Below are 17,272 nucleotides of genomic sequence, written 5' to 3'. Positions count from 1 at the left end.
CCGAATGTCCGAAGAGGACAAACTGCGCGAGTACCTGCGCCGCGCCGTCGCCGACGCCCACCGGTTCCGCCGTCAGCTGACCGAAACCGAGGAGAAGGCCCGCGAGCCCATCGCGATCGTCGGGCTGGGCTGCCGGTTCCCCGGCGGGGTCACGAGCCCGGACGACCTGTGGCGGATGGTCCGCGACGGCGTCGACGGCCTCACGCCGTTCCCCGCCGACCGTGGCTGGGAAGTCGCCGACGTATACGGCGAGGACGCGGGCGCCCGCGCCGCGCTCGGCGGGTTCCTCGACGCCCCCGGCGACTTCGACGCCGGGTTCTTCGGCATCTCCCCGCGCGAGGCCCAGGCCACCGACCCGCAGCAGCGGCTGCTGCTGGAGGTGTCGTGGGAGGCGCTGGAACGGGCCGGGATCGACCCGCACACGCTGCGCGGCAGCCGCACCGGCGTGTTCTTCGGCGGCACGTCGCAGGAGTTCGGCGGCCTGCTCGCCGCGTCCGAGCACGCCCAGGACGGGCACCTGCTGACCGGGACCTCGGCCAGCGTGCTGTCGGGCCGGGTGGCCTACGTGCTCGGGCTGGAAGGCCCGGCACTGACCGTCGACACGGCGTGCTCGTCGTCGCTGGTGACGCTGCACCTGGCCGCGGAATCCCTGCGGCGCGGCGAAGCGAACCTCGCGCTGGTCGGCGGGGTCACCGTGATGGCGACGCCCGCGGCGTTCGGCGAGTTCTCGCGGCAGGGCGGGCTGGCCGGCGACGGCCGTTGCAAGGCGTTCGCCGAGGCCGCCGACGGCACCGGCTGGGGCGAAGGCGTCGGGGTCGTCGTGGCCGAACGGCTGTCGGACGCCCAGCGGCTCGGGCACCCGGTGCTGGCCGTGCTGCGCGGCAGCGGGATCAACTCCGACGGTGCGTCCAACGGCCTCACCGCACCCAACGGGCAGTCGCAGCGGCGGCTGATCGAGCAGGTGCTCGCGGCGTGCGAGCTGACCGGCGCGGACGTCGACCTCTTGGAGGGGCACGGCACCGGCACGACGCTGGGCGATCCGATCGAAGCGCGGGCCCTGCTCGCCACTTACGGCCGAGACCGGGCCGAGCCGGTATGGCTGGGGTCGGTGAAGTCCAACGTCGGCCACACGCAGTACGCGGCGGGCATCGCGGGCGTGCTCAAGGTGGTCCTGGCGCTGCGGCACGCTGTGCTGCCGAAGACCCTGCACGTCGACGAGCCGAGCCGGCACGTCGACTGGACGGCCGGCACGCTGCGGCTGCTGACCGAAACGATCCCCTGGCCGGACGCCGGACGCCCGCGCCGCGCCGCCGTCTCGTCGTTCGGCGTGAGCGGCACGAACGCCCACGCCGTCTTCGAGCAGGCGCCCGAGGCGGAGATTCCGGCGGCCACGCCGCAGGACGGGCCGCTGCCGTTCGTGCTCTCCGCCCGCACCGCACCGGCATTGCGCGCGCAGGCGGAGCAGCTCCGCGCGTGGTTGTCCGAACAGGACACTCCCCCGGTCGATCTCGCGCATTCCCTGCTGCGCCAACGATCCCGTTTCGAGGAGCGGGCCGTGGTCGTGGCTTCCGGCGCCGAAGAACTGGCCCGGCGTCTCCAGCGGCTGGCCGACGGCGCACCCGATCCGTCCGTGGTGACCGGCCGCCGCCGCGAGGGGCGCGCGGTGTTCGTCTTCCCCGGCCAGGGTTCGCAGTGGGCGGGCATGGGCCGGGCGCTGGCCGCCGAGTCGTCCGCGTTCGCCGAAGCGCTGGACGAGTGCGCGCAGGCCCTCGCACCGCTGGTCGACTGGTCGCTGACCGACGTGCTGGCTCGGGACGCCGACGACCCGCTGCTGGCGCGCGTCGACGTCGTGCAGCCCGCGCTGTGGGCGGTGATGGTGTCGCTCGCCGCGTGGTGGCGCTCCTGCGGGGTCCGGCCGGCCGCGGTCGTCGGGCACTCCCAGGGCGAGGTGGCCGCGATGTGCGCCGCGGGCGGGCTTTCACTGACCGACGGCGCGCTGATCGTCGTCACGCGCGCGAAGCTGGTGCGGGCGAAGCTGTCCGGCGCCGGCGCGATGATCTCCGTCGCGGCCGACGCGGACACCGTGGCGAAGCTGCTCGAACCGTGGGCCGGACGGCTCGGCATCGCCGGGCGCAACAGCCCGAGCAGCACGGTCGTCTCCGGCGACGCCGACGCGGCGGACGAGCTGCTCGCGCACTGCGCCGGGACGGACGTCCGGGCCCGGCGGATCGCGGTGGACTACGCGTCGCACTCCCCGCACGTCGAGGTCCTGGAGGCCGAACTGCGGGACCTGCTGGCCGGGATCAAGCCGGTCACCTCCGCGGTGCCGTTCCTTTCCACGGTCACCGGCGAGCTGATGGACACCGCACGGGCCGACGCCGGTTACTGGTACCGCAACCTGCGCGAGCCCGTGCGGTTCGCCGACGCGGTGCGGACGCTGCTGGCCGAAGACCACCGCACCTTCGTGGAGACGAGCCCGCACCCGGTGCTCACCTCGGCGGTGCACGAGACCGCGGACGACGCCGATACCGAGGTCTGCGCGGTCGGGACGCTCCGGCGCGGCGAAGGCGACCTGCGCCGGGCGCTGCTGTCGCTGGCCGAGGCGCACGTGACGGGCACCCCCGCCGAGTTCCCGGTACCGGCCGGGCGGCGGGCCGACCTGCCGACGTACCCGTTTCAGCACCAGCGGTTCTGGCTCGACGCGCGGCCGGGTACCGGTGACGTCCGCACGGCCGGTCTCGACCCCGCCGACCACCCGCTGCTCGGTGCTTCGCTGGAGCTCGCCGAAGACGGTGGCCTCGTCGCGACGGCCCGGCTTTCGGTCGCGACGCACCCCTGGCTGGCCGACCACGCGGTGGCCGGCCGGGTGCTGCTGCCCGGCGCGGCGCTGCTCGAACTGAGCTGCTGGGCGGGCTGGCAGCTCGGCTGCGACGTCGTGCGGGAGCTGACCCTGCGGGCGCCGGTGCTGCTGCCCGAAAGCGGCGCGGTGCGCTTGCAGCTCGCCGTCGGCGCGGCGGACGAGCACGGCGAACGGGCGATCACCGTGTCCTCGCGCCCGGACCGCGCGGGAGAGCCGTGGACGTCGCACGCCACCGGTGTCCTCGCCGGCGATCCGGCGTCCGCGCCGCCACTGGCACCGCGGTCCGCCGACGCCGAGCCGATCGACGTCACCGGGCTGTACGAGCGGCTGCGCGCGGGCGGGCTGGAGTACGGGCCCGCGTTCCAGGGGTTGCGCCAGGCGTGGCGGGACGGCGACGACGTGCTCGCCGAAATCGTCCTGGCCGCCCCGTCCGACGACGGTTACGCGGTGCACCCGGCGTTGCTGGACGCCGCCCTGCACGGCCTCGCCCTCTTCGACGGGCCCGGGGGCGCGGCGATGCCGTTCGAGTTCACCGACGTCCGGATCCACTCCGCGGGCGCGCGGGCGCTCCGGGTCCGCCTCAGCCGCGGTGCGAACGGGCTGCGCGCCGAAGACGCGTCGGGCGCACCGGTGTTCAGCATCGGCGGGGTGACGCTGCGCCCGGCGACCGCGCTGCCCACCTCCGACAGTGTGTTCCAGCCGGACTGGGTGCTCACCGGCGCCGTGGTGCCCGTCCCGGGCGACGCCGTCGTGGCGTTCGCGCCCGAGCCCGGTGGCGACCCGGTCGCGGACGCGCATCACGCAGCGGAGTGGGCGTTGCACCAGGTGCAGGCGTGGCTCGCTTCGCCTTCGGGACCCCAGCTCGTCGTCGTCACGCGGTCGGCCACCGCGGTGACCGCGGGCGAGGCGACCGACCCCGCGCACGCGACCGTCACCGGGCTGATCCGCAGTGCCCAGGCGGAGAACCCGGGCGGGATCGTCCTGGTCGACACCGACGACCCGGCGGCCCCGCTCGTGCTGGCCGAGGGTGAGCCGGAAGTCGCCCTGCGGGCGGGCCGCGCCCACGTGCGGCGGCTGCACCGCTTCACCGGACCGGCGCTGACCGTCCCGGACGGCGGCTGGCGGCTGGACACCACCGCGCGCGGCACGCTCGGCAACCTCGCCGCGGTCGACGCGCCGGAGGCCGCCCGCGAGCTGGCCGAGGGCGAGGTCCGGATCGCGGTGCGCGCGGCCGGGCTGAACTTCCGTGACGTGCTCATCGCGCTCGACATGTATCCCGGCGAGGCGAACCTGGGCAGCGAAGGCGCGGGCGTCGTGGTGGAAACCGGCCCGGGTGTGACCGCCTTCGCACCCGGTGACGCCGTGCTGGGCATGTTCGACGGCGCGTTCGGTCCGCTCGCGGTCGCCGACCACCGCCGGGTCGCGCGGATCCCGCGCGGGTGGTCGTTCGAGCGCGCCGCGGCCGTGCCGATCGTGTTCCTCACCGCGTACTACGGACTGGTCGACCTGGCCGGGCTGCAGGCCGGGGAAAAGGTCCTGGTGCACGCGGCCGCGGGCGGGGTCGGCGGCGCCGCCGTCCAGCTCGCCCGGCACCTGGGCGCCGAGGTGTTCGGCACGGCGAGCCCGGCCAAGCACGCGCACCTGGCCGAAGCCGGGCTCGACCCGGCGCACGTGGCGAACTCGCGCACGGCGGACTTCGAGACGGCGTTCGCGCCCGGCGTCGACGTCGTGCTGAACTCGCTGACCGGGGAGCTGCTGGACGCGTCCCTGCGGCTGCTGCCCGGTGGCGGCCGGTTCGTCGAGATGGGCAAGGCCGACCCGCGCGAACCGGGCGAGGTCGCGGCCGCGCACCCGGGCGTGGTCTACCAGCGGTTCGACCTGGCCGACGCGAGCCCGGAGCGGATCGCGGAGATGCTGGCGACGCTGGTGGAACTGTTCGAAGCCGGCGTGCTGGCACCGCCGCCGGTCACGGTCCGGGACGTGGGCGAGGCGCCCGAGGCGTTCCGCGTGCTCAGCCAGGCGGGCGTGGTGGGCAAGATCGTGCTGCGGATCGACCCCGCGTTCGCCGAGGACGAGACGGTCCTGATCACCGGCGGCACCGGCACGCTGGCCACGCTGCTCGCGCGGCACCTGGTCACGGAGTCCGGCCTGCGGCACGTGACGCTGCTGAGCCGCCGCGGCGGTCCGGTGCCCGAGGAACTGGCCGGGCTGGCCGACGTCTCCGTGGTGGCCTGCGACGTCGCCGACGAGCCGGCGCTCACCGCGGCGATCGACGGCATCACGAGCCGGCACCGGCTCGCCGGCGTCGTCCACGCGGCGGGCGTCCTCGACGACGGCATCGTGGAAAGCCTTACTGCGGAGAAACTGCACGCCGTGCTCAAGCCCAAAGTGGACGGTGCGTGGCCCCTGCACCGCCGTACCGAGCACCTGGACCTGCGGCTGTTCGTGCTGTTCTCCTCGGCGGCGGCGACGTTCGGCAACCCGGGCCAGGGCAACTACGCGGCGGCGAACGCGTTCCTGGACGGCTTGGCCCAGCACCGGCACGCGCTCGGGCTGCCCGCGACGTCGCTGGCGTGGGGGCTGTGGCAGGAGCGCAGCGCGATGACGACCGCGGCGGCGGGTCCCGGCCTGGCCACGGACGAGGCGCTGGCGTCGTTCGACCGCTCGTGGCGCGCGTCCCGGCCGGTGCTGGTCCCGGCGCGGCTGGACCCGCGCGGACCGGGCGGCCCGCTGGTGGCCGACCTGGTCCGTGCCCCGCGGCGCCGGGTCGCGGTGGTCGCGGAGTCCCAGGCCGACCGGCTGGCGGCGTTGCCCGCGGCGGAGCGTCAGGAGCAGCTGGTGGCGCTGGTGCGCGCCCAGGTGGCGGCGGTGCTCGGCCACGACGGCGCCGACCAGGTCGTTTCGGATCGCTCGTTCCGCGAACTGGGTTTCGACTCGCTGACGGCGGTGGAGCTGCGCAACCGCCTCGCCGCGGCGACGAAGCTGCGGCTGCCGGCCACACTGGCGTTCGACTACCCGACGCCGACGGTCCTGGCCGCGTTCCTGGCGGCCGAGCTGGTCCCGGCGGAGGCGGTGGACCGCCCGGCGGACCCGGACGAGGAGATCCGCGAGCTGCTGCGCACGATCCCGGTGGCCCGCCTGCGCGCGGCGGGGCTGCTCGACGCGCTGGTCGAGCTGGGCCGCTCGGTCACGGGCCAGACCGCGCAACCGGCGGCCCCGGCGGCGGACATCTCGAGCATGACTGCGGCCGATCTCGTACGCATGGCGATGACGGCCCGCGAGCCGCAGTGAGCGCGAAGGGCCCTTGCCATCCGGCAAGGGCCCTTCCTCGAAGCCAGAAGAGCAGGGTGGCCAGGCCGATCATGCTCCGATGGGAGGTGGTGGTCTTGTCGAAGTGAGTGGCGGTGGCGCGGAACTGCGTGAGGCGGTTGACGCAGCGCTCGACAACGTGTCGGCGTTGGCAGGCGACGCGGTCGAAGGTCGGTGGGCGTCCACCGGCCCGGTCCCGGCGTAGCCGGTTGGCTTGCTGGTTCCGGCGTTCGGGGGTGGTTGCCGGGATGTGGCGTCGGCGCAGGGCGGAGCGGATGGCCGGGCTGGAGTGGCCCTCGTCGGCTGGGTCCGGGTCGCCGGGTGGCCCTCGCTCTGCCCGCCGCAGGACCCGCTCGCCCCCTGGGTGGGGAACCGATGCACGGCGGACACCGGCGGCGTGCTGATACGCCCGCACAATGCCCGCATCCACCGGCACTTCCCGGTCGAGTTCGTCGATCGCCTCGGCGAGAACGTGCACCTTCGCCACCAGCGCGGACAGGGTCCCGGTGCGTGACCAGCGCCAGAACCGGTGGCACACCGTCTTCCACCGCCCATACCGTCTCGGCCAGTCCCTCCACGCGACACCGGTCGAGGACACGCCCTAGGGCCCTTCGTCCTGTGTAGCGGGAAATCGGTGTGGTCCCTCGCGAGGGACCACACCGATTTCGTTCACTGCCGCAGCAGCCACTCGTGGATCGCTGTCGCCGTGACGTCCGCGTGCTGCTCGATCATGCTGTAGTGGTGGCCGGGGACGTCCACCACGTCGAGCGGGATCGGCCACTGCGTCTGCCACTCCGCCGCCGGTGGCTCCTCCCCCGCCTCGCGCCCGAAGCACTCGCTCGCCCGGACCAGCAGCGTCGGCGCCTTCAGCGGTTCCGGCTGCCACGTCTCGAACATCGAGAAGTACGCCGCCATCGCCGTGAGCCGGACGCCGCTCATGCGGCCGAAGTCCTGTTCCAGCTCCAGGGACCGCTGCTCCATCACCGGCATGATGTACGCCGTCTGCGGGGCGCCGCTCAAGTACGTGTCCAGCAGGACCACCGCCGCCGGTCCGTGGCCGTCCGCCTCCAGGCGGCGCGCCACCGCGTGGGCCACCGAACCACCCGAGGACCGGCCCGCCAGCACGAACGGCCCGCCGCCCGCGTGCTCGGCGATCCGGGCCGCCAGGTAGCCGGTGAGCGCGTCGACGTCCGCGGCCACCCGCTCGCCGCCGACGAAGCCCGGGACCATCAGCGACCACACGTCGCGCTGCCCGCGCAGCGCGCCGACCAGGCTGACGAACTCCTGGTCGGTCGACCACACCGACGTCGACGGGATGCCGATGATCGGCGGGTGTCCCGACCCGGACACCAGCCGCACCGGGACCGGGCCCGGGACGTCCGCCTCGTCCGCGGTGAACACCGGGCGCAACGCCGCCGACATCGTGAGCAGCTTCGCCGCGACGTCGAACCGGCCCGTCTCGCACGCTTCGCGGTAGAGCACCTCGACGCTGTCGGCCACGGCGGTGTCGGGCACCGGTTGCGGGGTCTCGGGTTTCGCCTCACCGAGGTCCGCCTCCAGCGCCGCCACCAGGGCCGCGACGGTCGGGTGGTCGAACACCACCGTCGGCGCCGGCCGCAGGCCGGTGGCCTCGGCGAGCCGGTTGCGCAGCTCGACCGACGTCAGCGAGTCGAAGCCGAGCTCGGGGAACGTCCGGGCACCGATCCCCTCGGCGTCGTCGTGGCCGAGCACCCGCGCGACCTCCGTGCGCACCAGCACCGTCAGCGCGTCGTGGCGCTCCTCGGCCGGCAGGTCGCGCAGACCCGTGTGCGCCTTGGCGGGACGGGGTTTCGGCCGCGCCAGCGCCCGCAGCACCGGCGGCACCCGGTCGCCCGCCCCGGTAAGGTCCAGCCGGATCGGGACGGGTGCCGGCTCGGCGCCCGCGCACGCGCTGTCGAACGCCGCCAGGCCGCGCGCCGCGTCGAAGGGCAGCAGGCCGCCTTGGCGCATCCGGTCGCGGTCCTGCTCGCCGAGCCCGGCGGCCAGCCCGGTGTCCAGGTCCCACCAGCCCCACGCCAGGGACAGCGCCCGCCGTCCTTCGGCCCGCCGCCGGAACGCCAGCGCGTCCAGGAACGCGTTCGCGGCCGCGTAGTTGCCCTGCCCGGCGCTGCCGAGCACGCCCGCCGCCGAAGAGAACAGCACGAACGCCGAGAGGTCGAGGTCCGCGGTCAGCTCGTGCAGCGCCCACGCCGCGTCGACCTTCGGCCGCAGCACCTCGGCGAGCCGCTCGTCGGTCATCGTCGCGACCAGGCCGTCGCGCACCACGCCCGCGGTGTGCACGACCGCGCCCAGCGGCGCCGCCGGGTCGACCGAAGCGAGGAGGTCCGTCAGCGCCGCCCGGTCGGCGACGTCACAGGCCGCGACCCGCACCTGCGCGCCGAGGGCGGTCAACTCGGCGACGAGGTCTGCGGCGCCGGGGGCGGCCGGGCCGCGCCGGCCGGCCAGCAGCAGGTGCCGGACGCCGTGTCCGACGACCAGGTGCCGCGCGAGCAGGCCGGCCAGCGCGCCACCCGCACCGGTCACCAGGACCGTGCGGGCCGCGTCGAATTCCGCGGCCGGGCCGCCGGGGTCTTCGACGAGCCGGGTCAGCCGCGGCGCCTGGGCGACGCCGTCCCGTAGGGCGAGCTGCGCTTCGGCCGAGCCGAGCGCCGCGGGCAGCGCCGCGTACGACGCCTCGCTGCCGTCGACGTCCACAATGGATACCAGGTCGGGGTGCTCGTTCTGGGCCGACCGGACGAGCCCCCACACCGGCGCGGCCGCCAGGTCGGCGACGTCGCCGTCACCGGCCGCGACCGCCCCGGAGGTGACCACCACCAGCCGCTCGGTCCGGCCGGCGCCGAGGTGGTCCCGAAGGACGTCCAGCACGCGCCGGGTGGCCGCGTGCGCCGCCTCCGGACCGGCCCCGCCGAGGCAGCCGGCCACCACGACCTCCGCGGCGCCGGAGACCTCCACGCCACCGTCCCGCAGCCGGGCGGCCAGCTCGCCGAAGCCGTCACCGGTGATCGCCACCCGCGACGGTGCCGGACCGGCGATCCCGGCCACCGGCCAGTCCAGCCGGTACAGCGGCGGCGCGGCCTGGGTCGGGGCCGGCGCGCGCAGCACCAGCGAATCGACGGACAGGACGAGGTCGCCGTCGGCGTCGGTCAGCACGACCGACGCGCCGTCGTCACCGAACGGGCTGATCCGCGCACGCAGGTACGTCGCGCCGGTGCGGTGGAGGCGGACGCCGGTCCACACGAACGGCAGCCCGGCGGGCACCGCTTCGCGGCCGGGCTCGCCCGCGCCGAGCAGGCCGAGCCCGAGCGGCTGCAGCGCCGCGTCGAAAACGGCCGGGTGGAGGCCGAAGCCGTCGCCGCCGAGCCGGTCGCCGAGGTCGACCTCGGCGAAGAGGACCCCCTTGTGCCGCCACAGCCGGCGCAGGCCCCGGAAGCTGGGGCCGTAGTCGACGCCGTTCGCGGCGATGTCTTCGTAGAGCGTGCCGAGCGAAATCTCCTCGGCGTCGCGCGGCGGCCAGGCTTCGGCTCCCGCGCTTGGCGCGCCGTCCCGGTCGATGCCCAGGGTGGCGGACGCGTGGAGCGTCCACGGTTCCCCGGCCGACCGGCCGCGGACGGCGACCGCCCGCTGCCCGCGTTCGTCCGGCGCGTCCACGCTGACCTGCACGTCGACCGCCGACGCGAGCACCAGCGGGGTGGGCAGGGTCAGGTCGAGGACGGTGTCGCACCCGGTGTGCAGCGCGGCTTGCAGGGCCAGTTCGACGAAGGCGGTCCCGGGCAGCAGCGGGGTCTCCGCCAGCACGTGTTCGGCGAGCCACGGCTGGGCGGCCGGGTCGAGCCGGCCGGTGAGCACGACCGCGCCGGAGTCCGCGAGCGCCAGCGACGCCGAGAGCAGCGGGTGCGCCACGGCGGCCATGCCCGGCGGCGTGGCCGAAGCCATCGGGGCGTCGAGCCAGTAGTGCCGGTGCTGGAAGGCGTAGGTGGGCAGGTCCACCCGGCGACGTCCGGGCAGCACCGCCGCCCAGTCCACGTCGTGGCCGCGCAGCCACACCCGCCCAAGGGTCTCCGTCAGGTCGGCGACTTCGGACTGCGGGCCCTTGACCGCGGAGAGCCCGTCGACCATCGTGCTCAGCACCGGCGCCGGCCCGATCTCCAGCCACGTCCCCAGCTCGGGCACGGCGAACCGGACGGTGCCGGTCACCTGCGCCACCCAGTACTCCGGGTTCGTCACCTCCGCCCGGCCACCACCGGTGGCGATCAGCGGAACGGCCGGTTCCCGGAACTCCACCGACTCGACCACCGCCCGGAACTCGTCCAGCATCGGCGCCATCAACGGCGAGTGGAACGCATGCGACACCCGCAACTGCCGCACCCACACACCCCGCTGCTGCACCACTTCCACGGCCCGGCCGACCGATTCCGCGTCTCCGGACAACACGACCGAAGCGGGCCCGTTCACCGCCGCCAGCGACACACCATCACCGAGCACATCGGCCACCTCGGACTCGCCGGTGCCGACCGTCCACATGACACCACCGGACGGCAGCGCCTGCATCAGCCCGGCCCGAGCGACCACGACCCGGCAGGCGTCGGCGACCGACCAGATTCCCGCGACACACGCCGCCGCCAGCTCCCCGATCGAATGCCCGACCACGACCCCGGGCCGCACGCCCCACGACTCCAGCAACCGCGCGAGGGAGACCTCGAACGCGAACAACAGCAGCTGCGCCAACCCGGTCTGGTCGGTGTCCCCGGCGAGCGACGCCGGACCGCCTTCGATCCCCTGGGCGACTTCGGCCAGGCCCCAGGCGCCGAGCACCGGTGGGGGCCACTGCGCCACGACCTCGTCCCAGGCCTCGGCGAAGACGGGGAACTCGTCGTACAGCTCGGCGCCCATGCCGGGGCGCTGGGCGCCTTGGCCGGTGAACATCCAGCCCAGGTCGCCTTCGACCGCGCTCTCCACCGCGTACGGGCCATCGCCCGGGCGCAGGACGGCCCCGCACTCGAGCCGGGCCCGGGACGACACCAGCGACCAGGCGACGTCGGCCGGTGCCAGGCCGGGGTGGGCGTCGAGGAAGGCCGTGAGCCGCTCGGCCTGGGCCGCCACCGCCTCCGGGCCGCGGCCGGAGACCACCAGCGGCACCGGAGCCGCCATCCCGGCGGGTTCGAAGACCGGAGGCTCATCCGGGGCTTCGAGGATCACGTGCGCGTTGGTGCCGCTCATCCCGAACGACGACACGCCCGCACGGCGCACGCGTCCGGTCTCGGGCCAGGCCCGTTGCTCCGCGACGACTTCGAGGGCTCCGGCGGACCAGTCCACCTGCGAGGTCGGCTGCCCGGCGTGCAGCGTCGCCGGGACGACGCCCTCCCGCATCGCCAGCACCATCTTGATCACCCCGGCCACACCCGCGGCGTACTGCGTGTGGCCGATGTTCGACTTCACCGAGCCGAGGTACGCCGGGGTCTCGCGGTCCTGGCCGTAGGTAGCGAGCAGCGCCTGCGCCTCGATCGGGTCGCCCAGGGCGGTCCCGGTGCCGTGCCCTTCGACGACGTCCACATCGGACGGCGCCAGCCCGGCCGCGGCCAGCGCGGACCGGATGACCCGTTGCTGCGACGGTCCGTTGGGCGCGGTGAGGCCGTTGGACGCGCCGTCGGAGTTGATCGCCGAGCCCCGCACGACGGCGAGTACGTCGTGGCCGTGGCGGCGGGCGTCGGAAAGCCGCTCCACGACGACGATCCCGACGCCCTCACCCCAGCCGGTGCCGTCGGCGCCGTCGGCGTAGGACTTGCACCGGCCGTCCCCGGCGAGCCCGCCTTGGCGGGAGAACTCGGCGAAGACGCCGGGCGTCGACATGACCGTGACCCCGCCGGCCAGCGCGAGATCGCATTCGCCGGAGCGCAGCGACTGCACGGCCAGGTGCAGGGTCACCAGCGACGACGAGCACGCCGTGTCCACGGTGACCGCGGGCCCCTCCAGGCCGAGGACGTAGGAGACGCGGCCCGAGAGCACGCTGCCGGAGGTGCCGGTGAGCGCGTACCCGGCGCCGAGCGCGGCCGCCGAGTTCATCGTGAGCGCGCTGTACTCCTGGGTCGTGCCGCCGACGAAGACGCCGGTCCGGCTGCCGCGCAAGGACGTCGGGTCCACGCCGGCCCGTTCCAGCGCCTCCCACGACGACTCCAGCAGGACGCGCTGCTGCGGGTCCATCGCCATCGCCTCGCGGGGCGACAGCCCGAAGAAGCCCGCATCGAACAGCCCGGCGTCGTAGAGGAACGCGCCGCGTTCGGTGTAGGTGATCCCGGGCTGCGCGGTCATCGCCGCCCAGCCGCGGTCGGTCGGGAAGCCGGCCATCTCGTCGCGGCCTTCGGCGACCAGCCGCCACAGGTCGTCGGGCTCGGTGACCCCGCCGGGGAACCGGCAGGCCAGGCCGACGATGACGATCGGGTCGGTGGCGGTGGTATCGCTGGCGTCGGTGGCCGGCCCGGTGACCACGGCCGCTTCGGCGCGGGCGCCGCCGAGGCGCGTGTCCAGCTCGGCGGCCAGTTCCCGCACGGTCGGGTGATCGAAGAGCAGCGTCGCGGGCAAGCGCAGTCCGGAGGAGGTCTGGAGCCGGTTGCGCAGCTCCATCGCGGTCAGCGAGTCGACGCCCATCTCCTGGAACGCCTTGGTGAGCCCGACGTCCTGGGGTGAGCCGATCCGCAGCACGGCGGCGGCTTCGGCCCGGATGAGACCGATCAGGTGCTCGCGGCGCTTGGCCGCGTCGAGCCCGGCGAGCGCGTCCCGCAGCGACGTCTCCGTCTCGGCTTCCGCGCCGCCTTCCAGCGCCCGCACGGCTTCGGGGATGGCGTCGAGCAGCGGGCGGCGGCGGGACATCGCGTAGCTCGGCGCGAACCGCTCCCAGTCCAGCTCGGCGACGGCGAGCACGGTCTCGTCGCGCTCGACGGCCCGGCGCAGCACGGTGATCGCCGGTTCCGGCGCCATCATGCCGAAGCCGATGCGTCCCAGCACCTCCGCGGTGTCGCCGGTGGACATGCCGCCGCCTTGCCAGGCGCCCCAGGCGATCGCGGTCGCGGGCAGGCCCCGCGCGCGGCGGTCGGCGGCGAGCCCGTGCAGGAACCCGTTCGCCGCCGCGTAGGCCGCGCTCCCGGCGCTGCCCCACATCGCCGCACCGGAGGAGAACAGCACGAACGCGTCCAGCTCGAGCCCGGCGGTCAGCTCGTCGAGGTGCCGGGCGCCCTCGACCTTGCCCGCGGCGACCTCGGCGAGGTCGGCGACGGTGGTGTCGGCCAGCTCGCGGTAGCCCAGGGTGGCCCCGGCGGTGTGCAGGACGGCGGTGAGCGGCCGGTCGGCGGGGATACGGGCCAGCACGGCGGCGAGCGCGTCCCGGTCGGCGACGTCGCAGGCTTCGACGGTGACCGGCACGCCCAGCTCCGCCACCAGTTCGGCGGCGCCGGGGGCCTGCCCGCCGCGGCGGCTGGTGAGCACCAGGTGCTCGGCGCCTTCGGCGGCGGCCCAGCGGGCGAGGTGCGCGCCGATGCCGCCGGTCCCGCCGGTGATGAGCACCGTGCCGCGCGGCCGCCAGGTGCGGGCCGGCGGGGTGAGCGACAGCGGCGCGTGCACCAGCCGCCGGGCCGAGATCCCGCCGGGACGCAGCGCGAGCTGGTCCTCGTCCGAGGTGAGCGCCTCGACGAGCCCGCGGCCGTCCCAGTCGGCGGGCAGGTCGACGATGCCACCCCAGGCAGCCGCCCGTTCCAGGCCCGCGACCTGCGCGAGCGCCCAGGCCTGAGCCGGTTCGCCCGCTTCGGTGGCGCCGCGGGTGAGGAACCAGAGCGGGGCGTCGAGGCCCGCGTCGGCGAGGGCCTGCGCGGTCAGCAGGACACCGGTGGCCGAGCGCGGCACGTCGTGCTCACGGCCTTCGCGCAGCGCGAGCAGGGAGAGCACGCCGGCGACGTCCTCGAAGCGAGACAGCTCCTCCGCGAGCGACTCGCGGTCGGCGGCACCGGACACGCTCAGGGTCGTGACGTCCGCGTCGGCCAGCGCGTCGAGCACGGCTGTGCCGTCAACGTCTTCAGGGTCTTCGGGGTCTTGGGGGTCTTCGGGCAGCAGCACCAGCCAGTGGCCGTCGAGCACCGCGCCGGGCGCGACCGGGACCGGCCGCCATTCGGCGCGGTAGCTCCACCCGTCGATCTCCGCCAGGTCGCGGCCGCGCCGCCGCCACGCGGCCAGCGCCGGCACCAGTTCGTCGAGCGCGCCCTCGGCGGGCAGGCTCAGCTCGGCGGCGAGCCCGGTCACGTCGGCGTTCTCGACCTTCTCCCAGAACTCGCGGGAAAGCGGGTCCTCGGCGACCTGCAGCGGCTCGGGGGTCAGCCAGAAGTTCCGGTGGTCGAAGGCGTAGGTGGGCAACGGGACGCGGCGGGCGCCGGGGAACGCGCCGGCCCACCGCACGGGCACCCCGGCGGTGAACGCTTCGGCCAGCGAGCGGAAGTAGCGGTCGAGGCCGCCCTCGTCGCGTCGCAGCGAGCCGACCGCGACGACCGGGCGGTCGGCGGCGTCGCCGACGTCCCGCAACGGCATGGCCAGCACGGGGTGCGGGCTGACCTCGATGAACACGGAGAAGCCGCGCGTCATCATCAGCTCGGTGGTGGCCGCGAACTCGACCGGCTCGCGCAGGTTGCGGAACCAGTACCCGGCGTCCGCCCCGGCGGTGTCGAACCGGTCGGCGGTGACGGTGGAGTAGAACGCGATGTCCGAAGTGGACGGTTTGAGCTCGCGCAGTCCCTCGATCACGGGTTCGCGCATGACGTCGGCCTGCGCGCAGTGCGACGCGAAAGTGGCGGGGATCGTGCGGGCCCGGATGCCGTCGGCGACGCAGGCGGCCACGAACTCTTCGGCCGCCGCGGCCTCGCCGGCCACCACTGTCGCGGCCGGGCCATTGCTCGCGCCGACCGACAGGCGCCCGGCCCACGGCGACGCCCGGCGCTCGGCCTCTTCGCGGCCCACCGCCACCGCGGCCAGGGAACCGCGGCCGACCATGGTCTCGACGGCGATCGCGCTGCGCAGCGTCACGACGCGCGCGCCGTCCTCGAGAGACAGTGCCCCGGCGACGACGGCGGCGGCGATCTCGCCCTGCGAGTGCCCGACGACCGCGCCCGGCTCGACGCCGTAGGAGCGCCACAGCTGCGCGAGCGACACGACGATCGCCCACGACACCGGCTGCAGGACGTCGACGCCGTCGAATTCGCCGCGCTCGACGACCTCGCGCAGCGACCAGTCGACGTACGGCGCCAGCGCTTCTTCGCAACGGCCCATCCAGTCGGCGAAGACCGGCGAGCTGTCCCACAGCTCCCGGCCCATGCCGGCCCACTGCGCCCCTTGCCCGGGGAAGACGAAGGCGACCTTCGGCTTGCCCGCCGCGGCCGCGACGACGCGCGGGTCCGGCCGTCCGGCGGCCACCGCGTCGAGCCCGGCGAGCAGGTCGTCGCGACCGGAACCGACCACGACGGCGCGGTGTTCCAGCTCGGCCCGCGAAGTGGCCAGCGAAAACCCGACGTCGGCGAGGCCCGCGGCCGGCTCGGCGGCGAGGTGCGCGGCCAGCCGCCGCGCCTGCCCCGACAGCGCCTGCTCCGACGCGCCCGACAGCACGAACGGCACGACCGCGGGCTCCGGCCGCGCTTCCGGCGCCGGCTCGGCTTCGACCGGGGCCTGCTCGATGATCACGTGCGCGTTGGTGCCGCTGATGCCGAACGACGAGACGCCGGCCCGGCGCGGACGGCCGTGGCCGGGCCACGGCCGGGATTCGGTGAGCAGCCGCACGTTGCCCGCCGACCAGTCGACCTCCGGGGTCGGCTCGCTGACGTTCAGCGTCCGGGGCAACACGGCTTCGCGGATCGCGTGCACGACCTTGATCACCCCGGCGACCCCGGAGACGACCTGGGTGTGGCCGATGTTGGTCTTGAGCGAGCCCAGCCAGGCCGGCTCGGCACGGTCCTGGCCGTAGGTGGCCAGGACGGCCTGCGCCTCGATCGGGTCGCCGAGCGAGGTACCGGTGCCGTGCGCCTCGATCAGGTCCACATCGGACGGTCGCAGGCCCGCGTTGGCCAGCGCGGCGCGGATCACGGCTTCCTGGGCCGGGCCGTGCGGGGCGGACAGGCCGTTGGACGCGCCGTCCTGGTTGATCGCGCTGCCCCGCAGCACGGCCAGCACCGGGTGCCCGAGCCGCTGGGCGTCGGAAAGCCGTTCGACGAGCAGGACGCCGACGCCTTCGCCCCAGCCGGTGCCGTCCGCGTCGGCGGAGAACGCCTTGCAACGCCCGTCGGCGGCGAGGCCGTGCTGGCGGGAGACGGTGATGAACGCCGACGGCGTGGCGAGGATGCCGGTACCGGCGGCCAGGGCGAGGGTGCAGTCACCGTTGCGCAGGGTCTGGGCCGCCAGGTGCAGGGCCACCAGCGACGACGAGCACGCGGTGTCCACGGTGACCGCGGGCCCGGCCAGCCCGAGCGTGTAGGAGACCCGGCCGGACAGCACGCTGCTCGAACCGCCGGTGAGCGCGTAGCCCTGGTCGCGCGGGGAGTTCATCAGCAGGGTGGTGTGCTCGATGGCGTTGCCGCCGACGAACACGCCGGTGCCGGTGCCGCGCAGCGACAGCGGGTCGATACCGGCGTTTTCCACCGCCTCCCACGAGGTTTCGAGCAGCAGCCGTTGCTGCGGGTCCATCGATTCGGCTTCGCGCGGCGAAATGCCGAACGGCGCGGGGTCGAAGGCGCCGGCCTCGGGCAGGAACGCGCCCTGGTTCGTGTAGGTCTTGCCGGGCGCGTCCGGGTCGGGGTCGTAGATCGAGGCGAGGTCCCAGCCGCGGTCGAGGGGGAACCCGCCGACCGCGTCGACGCCGTCGGCGACCAGCTGCCACAGCTTCTCCGGGGTGTCCGCGCCGCCGGGGAACCGCGCGCCCATCCCGATGATCGCCAGCGGCTCGGTCGCGCGGGCCTTCTCCTCCTGCAACCGGGTGCGCGTCTGCTGGAGCTCCGCGGTGACCCGGCGCAGGTACGTGCGGATCTTGTCGTCCTCGGTCATGGT

1 protein-coding gene and 1 pseudogene are annotated in these 17,272 nt (G+C 75.1%); one reads left to right on the top strand and one right to left on the bottom strand.

Annotated elements, in window-relative coordinates; all coding sequences use genetic code 11:
* Positions 1-4 precede the first annotated feature (4 nt).
* A complete protein-coding gene (locus NYF13_RS15630) occupies positions 5-6,151 on the top strand; it encodes a type I polyketide synthase (RefSeq protein WP_315657539.1) in 6,147 nt (2,048 codons plus the stop codon).
* A 687-nt stretch (positions 6,152-6,838) separates the two neighbouring features.
* Here NYF13_RS15630 and NYF13_RS15625 read toward each other — a convergent pair.
* A pseudogene (locus NYF13_RS15625) lies at positions 6,839-17,269 on the bottom strand (type I polyketide synthase); the annotation flags it as partial.
* Positions 17,270-17,272 lie beyond the last annotated feature (3 nt).

Origin of the sequence: Amycolatopsis sp. PS_44_ISF1 (genome assembly GCF_032335455.1) — a bacterium.
GTDB lineage: Bacteria > Actinomycetota > Actinomycetes > Mycobacteriales > Pseudonocardiaceae > Amycolatopsis.
The sequence above is the reverse complement of the archived record's forward strand: the minus strand, read 5'-3'. Positions and strand labels throughout refer to the sequence as shown.